The sequence below is a fragment of the Ruegeria sp. BE9 genome (genome assembly GCF_056538765.1).
The window spans coordinates 14,467-34,663 of the sequence record NZ_JBQFTS010000003.1; the positions used below are offsets into that span (position 1 = coordinate 14,467).

Here is a 20,197-nt window from a genome sequence, read left to right on the forward strand (position 1 = left end):
GCGCAGTCATTGTGGCGCCATGACGTTGCACGCCCGTTCGATCAATCTGAATTCCCCCGAGGAAACCGCTGCCTTTGCGACCAGACTGGGCGCGGAGTTAAAGCCTGGGGACATTTTGCTGCTTGAAGGCGAGATCGGCGCCGGCAAGACCCATTTTTCGCGCAGCCTTATTCAATCGCTGATGAATGTGCGCGAAGACGTCCCCTCACCAACCTTCACTCTGGTTCAGGCCTATGACACAGAAGCCGGGGAAGTCTGGCATTGTGACCTTTATCGCCTGACGGCCGTTGAAGAAGTTGAAGAACTTGGCCTGATCGAAGCGTTCGACAACGCCATTTGTCTGATCGAATGGCCAGGGAAACTGGGTCCGCTGACACCCGACAGCGCCCTGAAACTAATCTTTGAAACAGACCCTGATACGATGGAAACACGTACTTTGACCCTATCCTGGTCTGATCCACGATGGCACCAAAAGTTGGAGAGCGCCGTATGACAAACCGGGCAGTTTTGGCCGACGCACTAATTGCGCAGACACCTTGGGCCAACGCCACGCGGGAACCGCTGGCTGGCGACGCGTCAGACAGACGGTATGAGCGCCTGATCGATCCGAAAACAGGGCGAACAGCAGTTCTTATGGATTCTCCCCCCGAGAAGAACGAACCAATCGAGGCCTTTGTGCGGGTGGCAAATTACCTGAGATCCATTGGTCTCAGCGCTCCTGAAATCTATGCCGAAGACACCGAATACGGGTTTCTGCTGCTGGAAGATTTGGGCGATGACCTGTTCGCCCGCGTCCTGAAAAAGCACCCTGAAAAAGAGCGTGAATTGTACGAGGCCGCCACAGACGTGTTGGTCACACTGCACGATGCTCCGACGCTTTCGCTGCCGTCTTACGACCCCACCCTGATGACTGAAATGGCAGCGTTGTCTTTTACCAAATACGCGCAGGCTATTTTGGGTCAGTATGACCCGGACATCCGCGAGCGGTTCGAACTTCGCTTTTCAGACATCCTGCATAAGGAAACTTCCGGTACCAAAGTCGTCGTTCAACGCGATTATCACGCCGAAAACATGATTTGGTTGCCCGACCGAGACGGAGTGGCAAGGGTCGGGCTACTGGATTTCCAAACAGCCATGCTGGGCCACCCAGCCTATGACCTAGTTTCGATGTTGCAGGATGTGCGTCGCGATGTGAGCCCGGGCACCGAAATGCAGATGATCAGCCGCTACGTCGCCGCTACAGGCATGAATGACCATGACTTCCGTACCGCTTACGCCGTACTTGGTGCGCAGCGTAACCTGCGTATTTTGGGTGTTTTTGCACGCCTAGCTACCGAGTATGGCAAGCCGCAATATGTCGATCTAATTCCGGTCACATGGGCACACCTAATGCGCGATCTGGAACACCCCTCGCTGGTGACCATCGCTGACCTGATACGCCAGTCGCTACCATCGCCGACGCCCGAGAACCTGAGCAGGCTTACGCAATCATGAGCCCAAACCCTGAGGCCGTCATGCTGTTTGCTGCCGGGTTCGGCACTCGCATGGGCACCCTGACACAAGATCGTCCCAAACCGATGATTGAGGTCGCAGGTCGCCCCCTAATCGACCACGCGTTGGACTTGGTTAGCGATTTGGGCACGGACCGGGTTGTGGCAAACCTACATTACCTGCCTGATCAGCTTGAGGCCCATCTAGCACCCAAAGGTGTTTTGCTATCGCGTGAAGAGCCCGAGATTCTTGAAACAGGAGGTGGTCTGCGTGCTGCCTTGCCGCTGCTAGGATCGGGCCCGGTTTTTACTTTGAACACTGATGCGATTTGGTCCGGGCCAAACCCTTTGACCCTGCTGCGCGAGGCATGGGATCCGGATCGGATGGATGCCTTGCTGATGTGCGTGCCAATCGATCAAACTATTGGACATGCAGGCAAAGGTGACTTCACCGCTGATGATGATGGGCGGATCACCCGCGGACCTGGTCTGGTTTATGGTGGAGTTCAGATTCTGAAGACCAGTGGTCTGCACGCAATTTCGGACAAAGCTTTTTCGTTAAATCTGTTGTGGGACCAGATGCATAGTGACGGCCGGCTTTTTGCGACCACATATCCCGGCCGATGGTGTGATGTCGGACGCCCCGAAGGGATCGCTTTGGCCGAAGCGCTAATTGCAGATGTTTAAGCCCAGCGCCACGCCACGTGTATTTGCAGTTCCGCCCGGTTCGGATTTTCCCAAAGCGTTAGTTGAAGGACTGCAGCAGCGCTGCGCCGATCATCCGCCCGAGGTTATGGCCCAGGTGCAACTGGTCGTGAACACCCGCCGGATGGCACGTCGAGTGCGTGATCTGTTCGACCAAGGATCGGCCTGCCTGTTGCCACGCTTATCTCTGGTGACAGACCTGGGTGAAAGTGTTGATCTGGCGCGGATTCCACCCGCTATCCCACCTCTGCGACGCCGGTTAGAGCTGACGCAACTGATCGCCAAGCTACTGGAACAACAACCTGATCTCGCGGCCCGTTCATCGCTTTTTGATTTGTCCGACAGCTTGGCTGCCCTGATCGACGAGATGCAGGGCGAAGGTGTTTCACCCGATGCGATCCGCCAGTTGGATGTAAGTGATATGTCCGGCCACTGGGCGCGTGCGCAGGCATTTATCGGAATTGCTGATCACTTTATCGACTCTGGCCCTGACGCGCTCGATGCTCAGGCTCGGCAACGGCGCGTTGTGGAAAATCTGATTAACCGATGGAAGGTGAATCCACCCCAACACCCTGTGATACTCGCAGGTTCGACCGGATCGCGCGGTACCACTCTGATGCTGATGGAAGCTGTGGCGCAACTACCTCAGGGTGCTTTGATTCTGCCGGGCTATGATTTCGATCAGCCGGTTCACGTCTGGATGGGCCTAGACGATGCGCTGACCTCGGAAGATCATCCGCAATATCGGTTCCGTAAGTTATTGAACCGGCTGGAAATGAAGCCTGACCAAGTTCACCGTTGGACAGATGATCAAGCGCCCTCACCTGCGCGTAACAAATTGATTTCACTAGCCTTGCGACCCGCGCCGATTACCGATGCCTGGATGTCTGAAGGTCCGCGTTTGACCGATCTGGACGGTGCCACCAAAGACCTGACACTTGTCGAAGCACAATCTCCTCGGGCCGAGGCACTAGCCATCGCTTTGCGATTGCGAGAAGCGGCTGAGACCGGTCAAACCGCTGCGTTGATTACCCCGGACAGAATGCTGACCCGCCAGGTTAGCGCCGCGCTGGATCGGTGGAACATTCTACCAGATGACAGTGCGGGTTTGCCGTTGCAGCTGTCTCCTCCCGGTCGGTTTCTGCGCCATGTGGCGGGCCTGTTTTCACGCCGGCTAGAGGGCGAAGCGCTTCTGACCCTGCTGAAACACCCGCTTTGCCACGGTGGTGGGGATCGCGGTGCACATTTGCTGCATAGCCGAGACCTAGAGTTGGATCTGAGGTGCTACGGCCCTCCTTTTCCAGATAGCGCCAGCCTCACAGCCTTCGCCATTCGCGAAGAAGTACCCGAGGGCTGGATGCATTGGCTCACGACCCATTTCTGCGATCAACATGTAACGGGTGAGTTGGCGTTGTCGGATTGGGTATCTCGCCTACGTGCTCTGGCCGAGGCGATTTCAGCTGGCAGCGAGGGTGAAACCGGCACGCTATGGGACAAGAACGCCGGTCAAAAAGCTCATTCGGTTCTGACAGCACTGGAAGATGAGGCGCAATATGGCGGCCCAATGACCGCTCATGATTTTGCCGATCTGCTAGGGGCTCTGCTGGCCGGCGAGGAAGTTCGGGACCGCGACGCGCCTCATCCCCATATCATGATCTGGGGTACACTCGAGGCGCGCGTACAGGGGGCTGATCTGCTAATTCTCGGCGGCCTGAACGAAGGCAGTTGGCCCGAAGCCGCAGCACCCGACCCATGGCTGAATCGCCAGATGCGCGACAAAGCCGGATTGCTGCTGCCTGAACGCCGCATTGGTCTATCGGCGCATGACTTTCAACAGGCCGTCGGCGCGCCCGAAGTCTGGTTGACGCGTGCAACGCGGTCTGATGACGCTGAAACCGTTCCATCGCGGTGGTTAAACCGGATGACGAACCTATTACAGGGATTGCCAGAGCAGGGTGGTCCCGAGGCGCTTTCCGCAATGCGCGCCCGAGGACAACAGTACCTGCGTTGGTCCGAGGAACTGGAAAACGCGCCACGGATCGAACCTGCCCCGCGACCGTCTCCTCGCCCGCCAGTTACCGCACGGCCACGCAAGCTGAGCGTTACCGAAATCAAACGCCTGATCCGAGATCCGTATGCGATCTACGCCAAACATGTGCTGCGGTTGCGGCCGCTGAACCCACTGGTACAGGCGCCGGACGCATTGCTACGAGGGATCGTCATCCACGAGATACTTGAACACTTTGTCAAAGACAGTGTTTTGGATACAGCTTTGCTGAACCGTGACAATTTCCTGAAACGGGCAGAAAGCCTTTTGGATCACCACGTCGCTTGGCCCACCGCACGAAAGCTTTGGCTAGCTCGATTAGAACGAATTGCCGACGACTTCCTGAGTGCCGAAATTGCGCGACGCGGCGATGGAGGACCCGTAGCCTTTGAAGCCGCAATGAAACTGGTGCTGTCACCATTAGACTTCACTATCGCAGGGCGGGCGGATCGTATTGACCACAACAGCCGAGGAGCGCTGAGGATTGTGGATTATAAAACCGGTGCGCCTCCAACCGAAAGCCAACAGTCAAAATTCGATAAACAGCTGTTGATCGAAGCCGCGATTGCAGAGCAGGGCGGCATCGAAGGTATCGACCCGATCTCAGTGGCTGAGGCCGTCTTTATCGGCATGGGGGGCACATACAAAGAGGTGGCAGCTCCACTTGCCAAGGAACCGCCCGAAAAGGTTCTTTCAGAGCTAAAAAAGCTGATTTCAACCTATTTAGAGCCTGATCAGGGGTTCACATCCCGCCGGATGCTGCACAAGGACACTGATATTGGCGACTATGATCATCTGGCACGTTTCGGCGAATGGGATCGTACCGATGAAACCGACCCAGAGGTGCTGAAATGAACGCCCGCAACGACGCTACCGAGCGGCAAGTACAAGCCGCACGGCCCGATGCCTCGACCTGGCTGGCGGCAAATGCCGGATCGGGCAAAACCCGGGTCCTGACTGATCGGGTGGCGCGCTTGTTGCTGGACGGGGTTCAACCGCAGCATATCCTTTGCCTGACTTACACCAAGGCCGCGGCCAGTGAGATGCAGAATCGCCTGTTCAAACGACTGGGTGAATGGGCGATGCTGGGGGATGACGCTCTGCTGGCGCAGCTGACTGATCTGGGCGTACCGGGCGTGATCGACCCTGACAGGCTCGCGCAGGCACGCACTTTGTTTGCCCGCGCGATTGAAACGCCCGGCGGGTTGAAGATTCAGACAATCCACTCATTCTGCGCCTCATTGTTGCGGCGCTTTCCTCTGGAGGCCGGGGTCAGCCCTCAGTTTTCCGAGATGGAAGACCGGGCTGCTGCATTGTTGCGCGAAGAAATCGTGGAAAGCTTTGCCGAAGGCCCGCAAGCCACATTGATCGAAGACGTGGCACGGTTCGTCACTGATACAGGTTTCGACAATCTGACGGCCGCGATAACCCATAAGCGCAACCTGTTTGCTCAGCCGCTGTCTTGGCCCGACCTATTGCACCGTTTCGATTTACCCGAGGGGTTTAACGAGGACGCCTTGCTAGAGCGCGTCTTTTTGGGCGGTGAGGTCGATCTGATACGCTCGATCCTGCCCGCGTTAACCGAAAGTGGCGGTAACAATGCGAAAGCCGCCGCCAAGCTGTCGGCGTTTACTGAAGCCCGGATCAGTAGCTTACCTCTATTAGAAGGCGTCTTTCTGACTGGAAAGTCGGCTAAAGAACCCTTTGTAGCGAAAACTAACAGCTTTCCCACCAAAGCTCTGCGTGAAGGCGCACTGGCTGGCCAAATACCTCAGCTCGAAGCCTTCATGTTACGGCTCGAAGCTGCGCGCGAGCACAGGTTGGCGTTAATCGCTGCTCGCAAAACTCATGTTCTGCACCGTTTTGTCACCGCTTTTCTGCCCGAATATGAACGTCGTAAACAGAGGCGCGGCTGGCTCGATTTCGACGACCTTATCCTGCGCGCCCGACAAGTATTGAACGACCCAGCAGTTGCGGAGTGGGTGCTTTACCGTTTGGACGGCGGTATCGACCACATTCTGGTGGACGAAGCACAGGATACCAGCCCCGACCAATGGGACGTAGTCGAGAAACTGGCGCAGGAATTCACCAGTGGGGAAGGGGCCCGATCCGGGGTCGAGCGCACGATTTTCGTAGTCGGCGACAAGAAACAGTCGATCTATTCCTTCCAGGGTGCTGATCCTCAGGCCTTTGATCGGATGCAGCAGGAATTTGGACGCAGACTGGCGGAATCAGGCTCTAAATTGTGGGATTCTACGCTAGAGTACTCTTTCCGTTCCTCCAGCGCGATCCTTTCCTTAGTCGATATTCTGTTCGAAAACCAAGCTGAGGCCGGGTTCCACAAGGAAAGCCAACACCGCGCATTTAAGGCTGACCTACCCGGCCGTGTCGATCTGTGGCCAGTGGTTGAGAAGGTAGATGAGGACAGCGAGGGCGATTGGACCGATCCGGTTGATCGCCCCGGCGCACGGCATCACACCGTAATTCTGGCTGAAAAGGTGGCCCGGTCGATCAGAACTATGATCGAAACCGGCGAAACGATCCCCGAAGATGGCAAAACACCCGGTAGCTTCGTGCGGCGCAAGGTGCAGCCGGGTGATTTCCTTATTCTCGTTCAACGCCGTTCGGACTTGTTTGCCGAGATAATCCGCGCCTGCAAGGCTGAGGGGTTGCCTATCGCTGGAGCGGACCGCTTGAAGGTCGGCGCGGAGTTGGCGGTCAAAGACCTCGCAGCATTGCTAAGCTTTTTGGCAACACCCGAAGACAGCCTTTCCCTTGCGACCGTCTTGAAGTCACCTTTGTTTGGCTGGACGGAACAACAGCTCTTCGATCTAGCCCACCGCCGACAGGAACAGTTCCTTTGGGCTGCACTACGCCATCGGGCTGAAGAATTTCCAGAAACGATGGAAATTCTCAACGACTTGCGTGGTCAGATCGATTTTTTGCGCCCCTATGACTTGATCGAACGTATCCTCACCCGTCATGACGGGCGGCGAAAACTGCTGGGTAGGTTAGGGGCTGAGGCAGAAGACGGTATAAATGCGCTGCTTTCGCAGGCTTTAGCTTATGAGCGAACAGACATCCCGAGCCTGACAGGGTTTTTGGTTTGGATGCAGACGGATGATCTGGAAATCAAACGCCAAATGAGCGGCGTTGGTAACATGATCCGAGTGATGACGGTACACGGCTCAAAGGGGTTGGAAGCGCCGATCGTGATCCTGCCCGATACTGGCAAGCGACAAGCTCCGCGCGATGCTGAAATCATGGTCGGTGATGGCACACCTCTTTGGAAAGTACCGGCAGATGCGTCTCCGAGCCTGATTGTACAAGCGCGGGCCGAAGCGCGGGCAAGGGAAGAGAATGAACGGCTTCGCCTGTTATATGTGGCTCTAACACGGGCCGAAAAGTGGTTGATTGTTGGTGCTGCAGGGGATGTCGGCAAGGATGGAACCAGTTGGTATCAGATGATTGAGGCCGCAATGGCACGGGCAGGGGCCACTCAATTGCAGGGTTCCGAAACCCTGCGGCTATCACATGCGAATTGGGATGCGCTGCCGCTTGTGGAACAAGTTGAAACCGCGGTTGCCAAAACGCAGCTGCCAGAGACGTTCCAAAACCCTGCCGCAACACCGGATCACGCTCTAGACACTCTCAGCCCGTCCGACCTGGGTGGTGCAAAGGCCCTGCCGGGGGATAGCGGGCAGGATGAAGAAGCCGCCAAGCTGCGTGGAACGCGCATTCACCTGCTGCTGGAGCATTTGCCCTCGATCGCGCAAGAAAGCTGGCCTCAGCTCTGCGCTCGGGTTCTGCCCGATATGCAGGAAGCAGAACGTCTGGAACTGCTGACCGAGGCGAAAACCGTGCTAACAGCAGAACACTTGCAATCTGTTTTTGCAGACCACGCGTTGGCCGAGGTTTCGGTGTCGGCCGACCTGAACGGACGTCGCGTGCATGGTGTAATAGATCGATTGATCGTAACCGATACAGAGGTGCATGTGGTTGATTTCAAATCAAATGCTACCGTACCCGACCACCCTAAAGCCTGCCCCGAGGGATTGTTACGCCAAATGGGCGCTTATGCTCAGGCGCTGGCCCAGATCTATCCGGGCCGAGATATCCGCACGGCCATCTTGTGGACGCGCACCGCGGACCTCATGTGGTTGCCACACGATCTTGTGACGGATGCACTGAGCCGCACCCAGATATCTTGACCTTGCTATGCTCGGCCCCTACGTTCTGTTCCCGAGTTTACCCCATTCAGGAGACAGAAAATGTCGACCGTAGCCGTAACCGACGACACCTTTGACGCCGAAGTCAAGAATTCAGACATCCCCGTTGTTGTCGATTTCTGGGCCGAATGGTGCGGCCCCTGTAAACAGATCGGCCCCGCTCTGGAAGAGCTGGCCGCTGAATACGGTGGCAAGGTGAAAATCGCCAAAGTAGACGTGGACAGCAACCCGAATGCTGCAGCCGCCATGGGCGTGCGCGGTATTCCAGCGCTGTTCATCTTCAAGGACGGTCAGGTTGTTTCGAACCGCGCAGGCGCCGCTCCTAAAGCTGCTCTGCAAAGCTGGATCGACGAATCCATCTGATCTGATCACATTCTGAAGACGGGCATCGCAATGCGGTGCCCGTTTTTCGTTTGACTAGGCTTTGTCCAATTCTGGACGGACCCATTCCTGAGGCAATTCCAACACCGGCCCGTTCGGCCTGTGACGTCGGTCCAGCGGATGCGGAAACTGCGTCGCCGGAACATACTGCTTCACACGATCTTTCCGCACAAACGTTGCCTCAATCACGCGCGGAAAGGTTTCACCGTCGACCTCAACAGTGCCGGAGGCATTGTTCGGGTGGATATGAGCGCAGGCGAAACCTTCTTTTATCGCGGCCAGGGCCGGGTAGGCCCGTTGGAATGCACCGGGTTTCATCAGGATTGACGGAATGCGGTGAAGTTCGAGAACGACAATGCGAAATCTGTTCAAAAGCTCGAGGGGCAGGGTGGAAAGAACAGGGTACTCAGACGCCTCGATATCCATCTGTAAGATCATGTCGCCCTCTTGTGGCGCGCATTCTGACATCCAATCCTCAAGTGAAATCACATCTGGTCCCGTTTTGGCTGCCAGGTGTTTTTTGATAAAAGACGAACCCGGCACTTTCAGCGTCGGCTCATCAACCGAACCATCCGCCATGAATGACGGAATTCCGTGTTTCGCCAAATCCATTTCAAAACTGGACTGCAGGGAAACACCTGGCGAGAAGCAAGCGACGATCTCTTCCAGATCATTGGGTAATAGATACCCGCCGTCCCCAAACTCACCGACGCGGATAAGTTTGTAGCCCAGATCATAAGGTCTGATGACTTCAGCCAGAAAAACACGTCGGTCAGCGGTCGTCATGTCAGGTCCGGGCGTGGTCAGCATTCGAGCTCCGCCGAAGGTAAATTCCATATATTCTCTTTGTCTTGTCACGTGAGGATGCGGAATACCAGTGTTGTTTGGTTTCTATGAAGGAATCCCACGATCCAGTGCGCTGACGCAAATCGGATCGCCGCGAAATCAATGCGTTTTATGTTTGAATGCCGGCGCGATTTCGGGTTGCCTTGGCCGGTAAGTTAAATCGCACACAGCGGATGAGGCACAGATGGCAAAAACAAGGGTTCTTGTGGAATTCGGGATGGGCACGTCGCTAAGACGTGAAGACTATACCGAGGCCGCGCTACGTGCGATCAAGGATGCGCTCTGGCACAATTCGGTCAACATGGCCGAGCTGTTCGGGTTTCCGAAAGAAGCGATGATCATTGATGCCGAAATCGGGGTGCAAAAACCTGAAAAGGTGGACCACGGGGCGCTTGAGGCCATTTTTCCTTACGGTCAGCCAAATATCACGGTCACTCAAGGCGGATTGGATATTGAAAAACCTCACACCGAAGGGTGCACCGTCATTGCGAATGCGGCTGTAATCGTTTCGTTCGACATGGAGGCCGTAGCATGACCGAAAAACGCATCATTCTAGAGATGGGCACCGGCAACGACCTTTACGGGCAAGATTATACCAAGGCCGCACGAAGGGCTGTGCAGGACGCGCTGCACCATTCTTCGATCACCCTGTTTTCCAAGCTGGGCATCGACCATACGGAGATGCGCGTCTTAGTAACAATTGGCGTACAAGAGCCAAACCGTGTGGATTGTGATGTCGTCGCTGCCGATCTACCCCGTGGGCGCGCCGAGGTTCGGGCCGTCAAAGGCGGTCTGGACGTAAAAGACAGCGAGGCCGGTACTCGCCACATTATAGCGACGGCTGCGGTCGAGGCCTTTTTGCCAGATCAGTCCGGCAAATACATACAAAGCTGAAAAAGAAAAAGCCGCTCAGGCGAGCGGCTCATCTTTTTGCGGTCGTACTGATCGCGGATCAGATCTTTTTGATATCCGCGCGGCACAGGCCAATATCGTCAAGCTGTGCATCGCTCAGTTCCGACAGAGCTTTGCGTGTCTTGCGGTTTCCATTCCACTCAGCTGCTTTTTCGAAAGCTGAAGTAAAAGCGTCCACTACATGCAGGATGGTAGCTGCTCCGAGCGGCGCATGGATTTTTGCGGTGGTTGCCATTTGCGCATTCCTTAAAACTGAAACAGCCGACCCTTCGTCGGTTGTAGGTTTCATTTAGTACCAAGCGCTGAGTCTCACAATTGCTAGTCCGGTAACCCCGAATTGCGATTCTTGCATATCTTTTGAGCAGTTTGTGAACTGTTGCGCTGCGGACGGGTCCGGCCCATATAAGATGCCAGTTGAAAACGGAGGCCCTGATGGCAGACAGCGATTTTCCCGGTTGGCATGGCACAACGATCATTGGCGTCAAAAAAGATGGCCATGTGGTGATTGCCGGCGACGGACAGGTCAGCCTGGGCCAGACTGTAATCAAGGGCACCGCCCGCAAAGTACGCCGCTTGTCTCCGGGTGGGTTCGAAGTTGTTGCTGGTTTCGCCGGATCGACAGCAGATGCGTTCACCCTGCTGGAACGGCTGGAAGCCAAGCTAGAGGCCACACCAGGTCAACTTGCCCGCGCTTCGGTCGAACTCGCCAAGGATTGGCGCACCGACAAATACCTGCAAAAGCTTGAGGCGATGTTGATCGTCACTGACGGCAAGGACCTGCTGGTGATCACTGGGGCGGGGGATGTGCTGGAACCGGAACACAACGTGGCGGCCATCGGATCGGGAGGCAACTTTGCCCTCGCAGCGGCACGCGCGATGATGGACAGCGACAAAGAGGCCGAACAGGTTGCGCGTGAGGCGATGGCAATTGCCGCTGATATCTGCGTTTACACCAATGGCAATCTGACGGTTGAGACGATCTCAGGCTAACAGCGCCTTGATCTCTTTCCCTTTCCAACGGCGGTGCATCCCGATCAGGCCAAAGATCGCGGCGATGATCACGATGTAATACGGCACGCGTATGTCGATGCTCATCAACCCACCGCCGATCAGGGACATTACCCCTCCGGCGAGGCAAAATACGGCTGTGGTCACACCCATAACCCAACCCTGATCCGTCTCGCTGACGCTCGACGAGAACAACCCTAGCAGGGTTGGGTACGAGACACCGAAGAAGAAATAGAAGAAGAAGACCGGCACATAGCTCAGAACACCACTGGGGCTGAAAGCAAAGGCAATTCCGCAGATCACCATGATGATCAGCGAAGTATAAACGATCTGGTGCTTGCTGAACCTCTCCTGTGCGGGTTTCACAAGGAAAGTACTGGAAAAGGCCAGCGCAAATCCGATCACAACCATCGCCATGCTGCCGCCGATCACGCCATAACCAAACCGGCTGGTCAGGAAATTGTCGACGAACACATAGAAAGTGACGTTGGCGATCATAAAGAACGCATAGACCGGCAGGATTTTCAGAACCAAAGGATGCCCGCGCACTGCAATCAGGCTGTCGGTGATGTCGCGTGGGCGAAAAACGAAAGCCGTGCGTTCGGTTCGCGTGTCTTTGAAGAAGAACAGCACAAGGAAGATGGCGATCAGCACCAGAACGAATGCGCCATAGAACGGCATCTTCAGCGTGGCGAAACTGCCTAAAATCGCCGAATCCGACAGAACCGCCCCGATGATCGGGCCACCCACAAGGCCAAAACTGACCCCTGTCACGATATACCCCATGTTTCGGTCCCGATCGGCAGCATCGGTGCTGCCGTCAATCATCGCCGCCTGAGCGATGGGTTGATTGCCAGCAGTAAAGCCGGTGATCGACCGCCCCAAGATCAACAACAGCAGGCTATCCATATAAAGCGAGACGATGGTGATGGCATAACCTGCCAACGCTCCGCCCAAACAGACCAATAACGCATTTTTGCGTCCGATGGAGTCCGAGACCTTCGAGACGTAGACCACACCAAGGAACCACGACAGGAAAAAGCACCCGATCACCAGCCCATAGTAAAAATGGCGACGTCCATCCGGTGTGCTTTCGGGCAAGAAACCGGATTTCGTCTCCATGAGCAGCGAATTGATGATCGGAAAGACAAGCCCCTGACCAATCAGATCTACAAACACAACAAATAGCAGGGTGATCTTGGCAATTTTTGTCATGTCCGCGCTCCTGACCCTCAACGCCTTGAAAACACTGTAACAGAGCGCGCGCATTTCACCTATGGAAAGCATTTGCAAACCCGGTAGGGCATTGCTAACCAACGCAGCCAATGAAAAAGGCTTGGTTGTTTTCGCTGTGCACGTGATTACCTAAGCCCAAGTTTTGCTATGCCGACCGAAAGGATTGCGCTTTGACCGACCTGACCCCGCGCGAGATTGTCTCGGAACTGGACCGTTTCATCATCGGCCAGAAAGATGCCAAACGTGCCGTGGCTGTGGCCCTGCGCAATCGCTGGCGCCGCAAACAACTGGCAGATGACATCCGCGATGAGGTGTACCCAAAGAACATTCTGATGATCGGCCCCACCGGCGTCGGTAAAACCGAGATCAGTCGTCGCCTGGCCAAACTGGCCCGTGCGCCCTTTATCAAAGTTGAGGCCACAAAATTCACCGAGGTCGGTTATGTCGGCCGTGACGTGGAACAGATCGTGCGTGATCTGGCCGACGCCGCCATTATCCAGACCCGCGAATTCATGCGCGAGGATGTGAAGGCCAAGGCGCACCAAGCCGCCGAGGACCGTGTGATCGAAGCCATCGCAGGCACCGACGCCCGCGAAGGCACCCGCGAGATGTTCCGCAAGAAACTGAAAGCTGGAGAGCTGGACGACACGGTGATTGAGTTGGAACTGTCCGACACCTCAAATCCGATGCCGATGTTCGATGTGCCTGGCCAGCCCGGCAGTCAGATGGGAATGATGAATTTGGGCGATATCTTCGGCAAAGCGTTTGGCGGTCGCACCGTCAAGAAACGCATGACCGTCGCCGAAAGCTATGATGCACTGATAGGCGAAGAGGCTGACAAGCTGCTGGACGATGAAACCGTGAACCGAGTGGCATTGGAGTCGGTCGAACAGAACGGCATCGTGTTTTTGGATGAAATCGACAAAGTCTGCGCTCGTTCAGATGCTCGCGGCGGCGATGTCAGCCGCGAAGGTGTGCAGCGCGATCTGCTGCCATTGATCGAGGGAACCACTGTTTCCACCAAGCACGGCCCAGTGAAAACCGACCACATCCTGTTCATTGCATCGGGCGCGTTCCACATCGCCAAACCGTCAGACCTGTTGCCCGAACTTCAGGGCCGCCTGCCGATCCGGGTCGAGCTGCGCGCGCTGACCGAAGAAGATTTCGTACGCATCCTGACCGAGACCGACAACGCGCTGACGCTTCAGTACACCGCCCTTATGGGCACAGAAGAAGTCACCGTAAGTTTTACTGATGACGGTATCGCTGCACTCGCTCGCATCGCGGCGAATGTGAACCAGTCGGTCGAGAATATCGGTGCGCGGCGACTTTACACCGTGATGGAGCGGGTGTTCGAAGAATTGTCTTTCACCGCACCAGATCAGGCCGGTGCCGAGATCACTGTGAATGCACAATTCGTGGACGACAATCTTGGCGAACTGACTAAATCGACAGACCTCAGCCGTTACGTTCTGTAACACGGCCAGCCGGTTTTCGCCGTTTCTCGCGCCCCATGTCGCTGGACGTGGGGCCAGAATTCGATAGCTTAGCGCAAAAGGCTCTGAGGACTGCCCGTGCTTCGCTATTGTATTATTCTGATTGCATCCTTGTCTTTGACCGCGTGTGTGGACAGGACAATTACGGAAACCGTTCCCACGGCTCTGACCATTGGAACGCCCAAAACCGTGTTTGCCAGCACAACCCGCGCCCGCGAAGCGGACGGCTCATACGGCTTCCAGCGCGGTGAATCGTTGAAGTTTTTGGAAACAAAGGTTTCCATTCCTCCATCGCACACCCCGGGGACGCTGAAATTCTCTTATGCGAATCCGAATCCAAAAAAAGAATTCGTACTGGCCGACATAACCGAATTGGACGGGCCACAGGATTTACGGGCGCATCTGCGTGGACAAGACGACGTGACGATCTTTGTCCACGGTTACAACTCGACGCAGACGGAAACTATCTTCCGCGCAGCCCAACTGTCTCACGATATTGGTATACCCGGATCAATCCTTGTTTATTCGTGGCCCAGCCGTGCCACGGGTTACGGCTATGCCTATGATCTGGACAGTATGCTGTTTGCACGCGACGGGTTAGAACAAACCATTCGCGAATTGAAATCCATGGGTGTCAAACGCGTCCTTCTTGTAGCGCATTCCATGGGTAGCGCGTTGTCGATGGAGATGATGCGGCAGGCCGAGTTGCAAGAACCCGGCTGGGCCAACAGAAATATTGAAGGGGTGGTTTTGATATCGCCTGATCTGGATGTGGATCTGTTCCGCTCGCAAATGGAACGGATCAATACGCCGCCCGATCCCTTTATTGTTATGGTGTCGCAGAAAGACAAAATCCTGAATATCTCAGCACGGTTACGTGGAACGGCCGAGGGCCAGCGGTTAGGTAACATCAGCTCTGTCGAGTCCTTGGAGGAATTTCCCATCAACGTGATCGACACAACGGCGTTCAATAGCGATGCGGAATCCTCGCATTTCGTGGCAGCCACCTCTCCGGCTTTGTTGGCAATCCTTAGTTCGGTCCGACGGGTAAATAACACCTTTGGGCCAAATGAACGGGCAGGGATCGATGTTCTGGTACCGCGCAATCAGCGTAACCCCGATGGCGCAACCGAGATTGTCCTAACTGAAACCGGACAGGCCGAGGTGACCACCCCGTGACAACCTTCAGCCTGCGTTGGTATCTGCTCCGAAACGCAAGCTGGCTAAGCGCAGGTGCCCTTCTTACCTTTTTATCAAGTTTCGGGCAGACCTTTTTTATCTCGATCTTTTCGGGCCAGATCCGCACTGAATTTGGCTTGAGCCACGGCTCATGGGGTGCGCTGTATTCACTCGGGACAACGGTTTCGGCCATCGTAATGATCTGGGCCGGAGGATTGACGGACATCTTCCGCGTAAGGGTGATAGGCCCTGTTGTACTGGTCGGGCTTGCGGCGACGGCCTTGGCGATGGCCGTAAACCACTGGCTGGTCTTGCTACCGATAGTGATCTTTCTGCTGCGCTTGTTCGGGCAGGGTATGAGCGTTCACCTGGCACAGGTTGCCATGGCACGTTGGTTTACCTCCACGCGTGGCAAGGCGCTGTCGATCGCATCGATCGGCTTTGCCATTGGTGAGGCCTTGTTGCCGCTAATTTTTGTGGCGGCCATGACCGTTTTCGGCTGGCGATGGCTATGGGTTGCGGCTTCGTTGGTTACCCTGCTGGGGATACCTGTATTACTGCGGTTACTAAGGAAAGAACGAACACCGCAAAGTTTATCCAGCGAATACTCTGCCACCGGTATGGAGGACAAACACTGGAACCGGAAAGACACGCTGTTCCATCCGTTATTCTGGTTCATGGCCCCGGCGCTGCTTGGACCTTCTGCTTTTATAACTGCTTTCTTCTTTCATCAGGTGCATTTGGCCGACATCAAGAGTTGGCAACATATTGAGCTGGTGGCCCTGTTTCCGGTCTATACCGGCGTATCTCTGCTTTCGATGTTTGCGGCAGGTTGGGGGTTGGATAAGTGGGGAACGGCGAGAATGATGCCATATTATCAACTGCCGATGGCCGTTGGTTTCGCACTCCTCGCGGTCACAAGCTCAATCAGTGGCGCCTTAATCGCAATGGCGTTTCTTGGCCTGACTGTCGGGGCAAACAACACCTTACCAAGTGCGTTTTGGGCCGAGTTCTATGGCACCAAACATCTTGGCGCGATCAAAGCCTTGGCGACAGCCGTGATGGTTTTGGGGTCGGCAATCGGCCCTGGGTTGACGGGCGTGCTGATCGACCGCGGTGTCTCCCTGAATACACAATTCCTATGGATCGGGGTGTTTTTCCTGCTGGTCAGCGCATTAGCCTGGATAGGCATCGCCCGGGCCAAACGCACGCTTTAACGATTGCGCCGTAAATAGACGTAATAAGCCCCATCACCACCGTGACTGATATGTGCGGGTGTAACCTGCAACACAGCCTGCGCTAGTGGCGGTATCGATAGCCAATGCGGCACCTGATTTCGCAACACCCCGCGGGGGGTCGGAATTGGGCCGGGTTCGTCACGGTCCTTCCCTTTGCCGGTCACCACCAGCACCAATCGTTTACTCTGCGCCTGTGATGTAAGAACGAACCTGATCAACGCCGGATGCGCCGTATCGACACGCATACCATGAAGATCCAGCTTACCTTCTGGCTTTAGCTTGCCACGCTTCATTCGTCCGAATGCCTTGGTGTCCATTTGCACCGGGCTTGCACGCAAACTATCCGTCACCGAGGGCTTCAAAGCGTGTCGGGCGGATTTTGACTGGGCATTTTGACCGACCTCAAACCCTTCAACGCGGAGCTTCGGTGCTTTGTTGGGTTTGGGCTTGGGCAAAGTGGTTGGATGCACGGACTGAGGTAAATCAGGATGCAGGCGTTCGGCTTGCTTCGTGACCTTGCGCCATAGCTCGATCTCTTCTTCTGTCAGTTTGCGCCGTGTCATCAGAAGTCATCCGGCACAAGGGCATAGGCGCGCTGAATTGGCAACAAAAGCACCATGCGCCCTGGGTCTTTCAACCGTCCAGCAGCCTGACCAGCCTCATCCCCAGTGCCAAAGAAAATATCCGCTCGCTGTGCACCCTTGATGGCCGCGCCTGTATCCTGCGCAATCATCAGTCGGCGTAGGGGTGTCTTGCCGTCTTTTTCGACCCAAACCGGAACCCCCAACGGCGTGTAGGCCGGATCGGCGGCGATGCTGCGCATAGTGGTGACCGATCGGTTCATCGCGCCCAGTGGCCCAAATTCAGGTGCGACGCGGGTAACCTCACGAAAGAACACGTATGAGGGGTTGTGAAACAAGAGCTCGGCACCTGCCTCAGGGTTTTTGCGCACCCATGCACGGATCATCTGGGCACTGACCTCGTGTGCACCCAACGCGCCTTGCCGGATCAGTTCAGTTCCGATGGAGCGGTAGGGATGCCCATTCGCTCCTCCATACCCCACCCGCAACGCTCCGCCATTCGGCAAGCGAATACGGCCCGAGCCCTGAATTTGTAAAAAGAACAGTTCAACCGGGTCATCGACCCATGCAATTTCCAGCCCCCGATCGGTCATAGCATCCCCGGTCAGGATTTCCCGACGGCTCAGCCACGGACCTTCAGAACGTGCCTCAGGTGGCATTTTGTAGATCGGGTACTTGAAACGGTCAGTCCGTGTTCGTGATCCATCCAACTCGGGCTCAAAATACCCGGTGAACAACGCATCCTCACCGTCTTCAACAAGAACCGGGCGAAAAAACAGCTCGAAAAACGATCGTGCTGCTTCAGGTTCATAAGTCCTCGCGACACCGCAAAGGGCGCGCCAGTCTGGATCGTTGAGATCGCCACAAGTGTTCAGAAAAACGGAAAGGGCCGCCCCGTGATCATCAGCGGCCCAACCTTCGAGGTCGTCAAACGACAGAATAGAGCGCGTCGCCTCGGCTCCGGCGGCGCTTGCGGTGGTCATCGCGCCCACCAGTAAGAGCGACCGGAGTGCGGCAATCATGCGTCCGTGGCAACAAGCAGCCAGTTCGGATCATCCGCGCCCATGACACGGGCAAAGGCCCAGCTGTCCTTTTGGCGTTTGACGGTATTCGGGTTGCCTTCGATGATGTCGCCACCACGATCCCGCACAACCGAAGTCAGTTCACCCACGAATTTCATGGTGATCTCGGCCTGATTGGTATCTTTGTCGAATTTGACATCTGCCAGCGACGTTTCGCGGACCCCGATAAACTCGGCTTCGATTGTAAGGCCCTTATCTTCACGATCGGCCACTACCGAAACAAAGGTGTCGAACACTTCTTCGGACAGGAAAGGCTGGATTTCATCCAGGTTTCCTTTTTCGAACCCCATGACAATCATTTCGTAGGCGCCACGCGCGCCCTGCACAAACTCGCTGACAGAAAAACTCGGCTCAACCCGCTTCATCGCGGTCAGAGTTTGTGCCTGTTCGCTGTCTTCGGCGACATGGTCTGTAATGTCGTGATCCGGGCCGCCTTCGATCACCTCAAAGTCTCGACGAGCGCTCTGTGTATCAGGCTGCTGCTGAACTGGAGGTTTTTCAAAACCTTCACGCGTGCCCAGCACGCTTTTCAGGCGCAGGATCAGGAAAACGGCAATTCCGGCCAGGACCAGCAACTGGATCATCGGTTCGTTCATTTCATCCTCTTTTCAGACTGCGGCTTTGTATACGCAGCCTCATGCCACTATGTAGGTGACACTTCGTGGCAAGTCCACCGCCCGACCTCTGGTATAGGATAGCGCAAATGTATCTGTTCTTGGCATTTTTGTTGGTTCCAATCATCGAAATCGCCCTGTTCATTCAGGTTGGAGGCCTAATCGGCCTGTGGCCAACCCTTGCGATCGTGGTTTTAACGGCAATTTTGGGCACCGCTTTAGTCAGGACACAAGGTCGCATGGCGCTGGCAAATCTTCAGCGATCCTTTGCCGAATTGGATGATCCGACCGAACCTCTGGCTCATGGCGCTATGATCTTGTTGTCGGGTGTCTTGCTACTTACGCCTGGATTTTTTACCGACGCGGTTGGTTTCGCATTGCTCATCCCCGGCGTTCGCGTTGGCGTATTCCGCTATCTGAAGTCAAAAGTCACCATAACACATTTCCAAATGGGTACTGGGGCACAATTCCGTGGCGCACCGTCTCAGTTTGACCAGGATGATGTGATTGATGGTGAATTCACCGAGGTACGCCCCCGTGAAAACCGCTCAAAACCGTCCAAATGGGTTGAAGGGCCGCACTAGCATTGAGGTGACGCGCCCAACTTGTTAAGCAGTGACGAATTTCATTTTCGGAGTAGATCCATGGCTGACGAAAGCCCTGCAGAAAACACCGCGGCACAGGCCGCCCCGCAAGTCCAGATGCGTGTTCTGGGACAATTCATTCGCGATATGTCCTTTGAAAATGTGATGGCGCAAAAAGGCGTTTCCGGTGACGTTCAGCCCGAAATTGCGGTTCAGGTGAACCTCGACGCCAAAAAGCGTTCGGTTGAGCATCAATACGAAGTCTCGATCAAACTGAAACTGACCTCCAAGGCCAAAGGCTTGGAAGATGTTCTGTTCCTGTGTGAGATCGATTATTGTGGCCTGTTCCACATCGAAGGCGTGGCCGAGGATCAACTGCACCCATTCCTGCTGATCGAATGCCCACGGATGCTGTTCCCGTTCTTGCGTCGTATTGTCAGCGACATCACGCGCGACGGTGGCTATCCGCCAGTCAACCTAGACAACATCGACTTTGTCAGCCTCTACCGCAACGAGCTGATGCGCCGCCAAGCCGAAGCCCAGACCGCCGAAGCCTAAATGGTTTACCC

General features: G+C 55.6%; 19 protein-coding genes and 1 pseudogene. 14 read left to right on the forward strand and 6 right to left on the reverse strand.

The genetic code is table 11. The features are described from left to right. Positions 1–19: 19 nt before the first annotated feature. The 6 genes and pseudogenes from tsaE to trxA form a co-directional block, all read left to right on the forward strand. On the forward strand, positions 20–493 hold the full coding sequence (gene tsaE / locus ACR0EO_RS10995) for a tRNA (adenosine(37)-N6)-threonylcarbamoyltransferase complex ATPase subunit type 1 TsaE (RefSeq protein WP_480689805.1): 474 nt from the start codon (positions 20–22) through the stop codon (positions 491–493). Next, complete coding sequence (locus tag ACR0EO_RS11000; protein WP_480689807.1) at positions 490–1,494, forward strand: aminoglycoside phosphotransferase family protein; 1,005 nt, start codon at positions 490–492, stop codon at positions 1,492–1,494. Before tsaE ends, ACR0EO_RS11000 begins: the two co-directional genes overlap by 4 nt. Beyond that, positions 1,491–2,177, forward strand: coding sequence for a nucleotidyltransferase family protein (locus ACR0EO_RS11005; RefSeq protein WP_480689809.1), 687 nt, complete (start codon positions 1,491–1,493; stop codon positions 2,175–2,177). The genes ACR0EO_RS11000 and ACR0EO_RS11005 overlap by 4 nt, the downstream gene beginning before the upstream one ends. Continuing rightward, the gene (addB, locus tag ACR0EO_RS11010; protein ID WP_480689811.1) at positions 2,170–5,097 is read left to right on the forward strand and encodes a double-strand break repair protein AddB; all 2,928 of its coding nucleotides are present in this window, start codon (positions 2,170–2,172) and stop codon (positions 5,095–5,097) included. Before ACR0EO_RS11005 ends, addB begins: the two co-directional genes overlap by 8 nt. After that, a complete protein-coding gene (addA, locus tag ACR0EO_RS11015; RefSeq protein ID WP_480689813.1) occupies positions 5,094–8,453 on the forward strand; it encodes a double-strand break repair helicase AddA in 3,360 nt (1,119 codons plus the stop codon). The genes addB and addA overlap by 4 nt, the downstream gene beginning before the upstream one ends. A 42-nt stretch (positions 8,454–8,495) precedes the next feature. Continuing rightward, positions 8,496–8,834 (forward strand): annotated as a pseudogene (trxA, locus tag ACR0EO_RS11020) (thioredoxin); the annotation flags it as partial. A gap of 54 nt (positions 8,835–8,888) precedes the next feature. Here trxA and ACR0EO_RS11025 read toward each other — a convergent pair. Then, complete coding sequence (locus tag ACR0EO_RS11025) at positions 8,889–9,689, reverse strand: class I SAM-dependent methyltransferase (protein ID WP_480689815.1); 801 nt, start codon at positions 9,687–9,689, stop codon at positions 8,889–8,891. Positions 9,690–9,882: 193 nt separating this feature from the next. Between ACR0EO_RS11025 and ACR0EO_RS11030 the strand changes: the two genes are divergently transcribed. Further along, on the forward strand, positions 9,883–10,233 hold the full coding sequence (locus ACR0EO_RS11030) for a Lin0512 family protein (protein WP_480689817.1): 351 nt from the start codon (positions 9,883–9,885) through the stop codon (positions 10,231–10,233). After that, a complete protein-coding gene (locus ACR0EO_RS11035) occupies positions 10,230–10,592 on the forward strand; it encodes a Lin0512 family protein (protein ID WP_480689819.1) in 363 nt (120 codons plus the stop codon). The genes ACR0EO_RS11030 and ACR0EO_RS11035 overlap by 4 nt, the downstream gene beginning before the upstream one ends. Before the next feature lie 58 nt (positions 10,593–10,650). On the opposite strand, the gene ACR0EO_RS11040 is transcribed toward ACR0EO_RS11035, so the two are convergent. After that, entirely contained in the window at positions 10,651–10,845 is a 195-nt protein-coding gene (locus tag ACR0EO_RS11040; RefSeq protein WP_480689821.1) for a DUF1127 domain-containing protein, read from the reverse strand. A 197-nt stretch (positions 10,846–11,042) separates the two neighbouring features. Between ACR0EO_RS11040 and hslV the strand changes: the two genes are divergently transcribed. Beyond that, on the forward strand, positions 11,043–11,600 hold the full coding sequence (gene hslV, locus ACR0EO_RS11045; RefSeq protein WP_480689823.1) for an ATP-dependent protease subunit HslV: 558 nt from the start codon (positions 11,043–11,045) through the stop codon (positions 11,598–11,600). Here the strand turns inward: hslV and ACR0EO_RS11050 are convergent. Beyond that, a complete protein-coding gene (locus ACR0EO_RS11050) occupies positions 11,592–12,833 on the reverse strand; it encodes an MFS transporter (RefSeq protein WP_480689825.1) in 1,242 nt (413 codons plus the stop codon). The genes hslV and ACR0EO_RS11050 overlap by 9 nt on opposite strands. Before the next feature lie 191 nt (positions 12,834–13,024). Between ACR0EO_RS11050 and hslU the strand changes: the two genes are divergently transcribed. From hslU to ACR0EO_RS11065, 3 genes are all read left to right on the forward strand, one after another. Next, positions 13,025–14,332: an ATP-dependent protease ATPase subunit HslU gene (hslU, locus tag ACR0EO_RS11055; protein WP_480689827.1), complete on the forward strand. Its 1,308-nt coding sequence runs from the start codon at positions 13,025–13,027 to the stop codon at positions 14,330–14,332. 96 nt (positions 14,333–14,428) lie between these two features. Continuing rightward, the gene (locus ACR0EO_RS11060; protein ID WP_480689829.1) at positions 14,429–15,529 is read left to right on the forward strand and encodes an alpha/beta hydrolase; all 1,101 of its coding nucleotides are present in this window, start codon (positions 14,429–14,431) and stop codon (positions 15,527–15,529) included. Beyond that, the gene (locus tag ACR0EO_RS11065) at positions 15,526–16,746 is read left to right on the forward strand and encodes an MFS transporter (RefSeq protein ID WP_480689831.1); all 1,221 of its coding nucleotides are present in this window, start codon (positions 15,526–15,528) and stop codon (positions 16,744–16,746) included. Before ACR0EO_RS11060 ends, ACR0EO_RS11065 begins: the two co-directional genes overlap by 4 nt. Here ACR0EO_RS11065 and ACR0EO_RS11070 read toward each other — a convergent pair. From ACR0EO_RS11070 to ACR0EO_RS11080, 3 genes are read right to left on the reverse strand one after another with little or no spacing between them, the layout of a single operon-like run. Then, on the reverse strand, positions 16,743–17,330 hold the full coding sequence (locus tag ACR0EO_RS11070; RefSeq protein WP_480689833.1) for a Smr/MutS family protein: 588 nt from the start codon (positions 17,328–17,330) through the stop codon (positions 16,743–16,745). The two genes, ACR0EO_RS11065 and ACR0EO_RS11070, sit on opposite strands and share 4 nt — an antisense overlap. Further along, entirely contained in the window at positions 17,330–18,370 is a 1,041-nt protein-coding gene (gene mltA, locus ACR0EO_RS11075; RefSeq protein WP_480689835.1) for a murein transglycosylase A, read from the reverse strand. The genes ACR0EO_RS11070 and mltA overlap by 1 nt, the downstream gene beginning before the upstream one ends. Next, positions 18,367–19,026: a Tim44/TimA family putative adaptor protein gene (locus tag ACR0EO_RS11080; protein ID WP_480689837.1), complete on the reverse strand. Its 660-nt coding sequence runs from the start codon at positions 19,024–19,026 to the stop codon at positions 18,367–18,369. The genes mltA and ACR0EO_RS11080 overlap by 4 nt, the downstream gene beginning before the upstream one ends. A 107-nt stretch (positions 19,027–19,133) precedes the next feature. Here ACR0EO_RS11080 and ACR0EO_RS11085 point away from each other — a divergent pair, with 107 nt between their 5' ends. Together ACR0EO_RS11085 and secB are read left to right on the forward strand one after the other, a co-directional pair. Beyond that, positions 19,134–19,628, forward strand: coding sequence for an FxsA family protein (locus tag ACR0EO_RS11085; RefSeq protein WP_480689838.1), 495 nt, complete (start codon positions 19,134–19,136; stop codon positions 19,626–19,628). A 60-nt stretch (positions 19,629–19,688) separates the two neighbouring features. Continuing rightward, positions 19,689–20,186 (forward strand): protein-export chaperone SecB, encoded by a 498-nt coding sequence (gene secB, locus ACR0EO_RS11090; protein ID WP_480689840.1) that lies wholly within the window; start codon positions 19,689–19,691, stop codon positions 20,184–20,186. Positions 20,187–20,197: the final 11 nt, after the last annotated feature.

Excerpts from the sequence above, each read along its gene's own strand:
- tsaE (WP_480689805.1), top strand. The coding sequence starts at position 20 with ATGACGTTGCACGCCCGTTCGATCAATCTGAATTCCCCCGAGGAAACC.
- ACR0EO_RS11000 (WP_480689807.1), top strand. The coding sequence starts at position 490 with ATGACAAACCGGGCAGTTTTGGCCGACGCACTAATTGCGCAGACACCT.
- ACR0EO_RS11005 (WP_480689809.1), top strand. The coding sequence starts at position 1,491 with ATGAGCCCAAACCCTGAGGCCGTCATGCTGTTTGCTGCCGGGTTCGGC.
- addB (WP_480689811.1), top strand. The coding sequence starts at position 2,170 with ATGTTTAAGCCCAGCGCCACGCCACGTGTATTTGCAGTTCCGCCCGGT.
- addA (WP_480689813.1), top strand. The coding sequence starts at position 5,094 with ATGAACGCCCGCAACGACGCTACCGAGCGGCAAGTACAAGCCGCACGG.
- ACR0EO_RS11025 (WP_480689815.1), bottom strand. The coding sequence starts at position 9,689 with ATGGAATTTACCTTCGGCGGAGCTCGAATGCTGACCACGCCCGGACCT.
- ACR0EO_RS11030 (WP_480689817.1), top strand. The coding sequence starts at position 9,883 with ATGGCAAAAACAAGGGTTCTTGTGGAATTCGGGATGGGCACGTCGCTA.
- ACR0EO_RS11035 (WP_480689819.1), top strand. The coding sequence starts at position 10,230 with ATGACCGAAAAACGCATCATTCTAGAGATGGGCACCGGCAACGACCTT.
- ACR0EO_RS11040 (WP_480689821.1), bottom strand. The coding sequence starts at position 10,845 with ATGGCAACCACCGCAAAAATCCATGCGCCGCTCGGAGCAGCTACCATC.
- hslV (WP_480689823.1), top strand. The coding sequence starts at position 11,043 with ATGGCAGACAGCGATTTTCCCGGTTGGCATGGCACAACGATCATTGGC.
- ACR0EO_RS11050 (WP_480689825.1), bottom strand. The coding sequence starts at position 12,833 with ATGACAAAAATTGCCAAGATCACCCTGCTATTTGTTGTGTTTGTAGAT.
- ACR0EO_RS11070 (WP_480689833.1), bottom strand. The coding sequence starts at position 17,330 with ATGACACGGCGCAAACTGACAGAAGAAGAGATCGAGCTATGGCGCAAG.
- mltA (WP_480689835.1), bottom strand. The coding sequence starts at position 18,370 with ATGATTGCCGCACTCCGGTCGCTCTTACTGGTGGGCGCGATGACCACC.
- ACR0EO_RS11080 (WP_480689837.1), bottom strand. The coding sequence starts at position 19,026 with ATGAACGAACCGATGATCCAGTTGCTGGTCCTGGCCGGAATTGCCGTT.
- ACR0EO_RS11085 (WP_480689838.1), top strand. The coding sequence starts at position 19,134 with ATGTATCTGTTCTTGGCATTTTTGTTGGTTCCAATCATCGAAATCGCC.
- secB (WP_480689840.1), top strand. The coding sequence starts at position 19,689 with ATGGCTGACGAAAGCCCTGCAGAAAACACCGCGGCACAGGCCGCCCCG.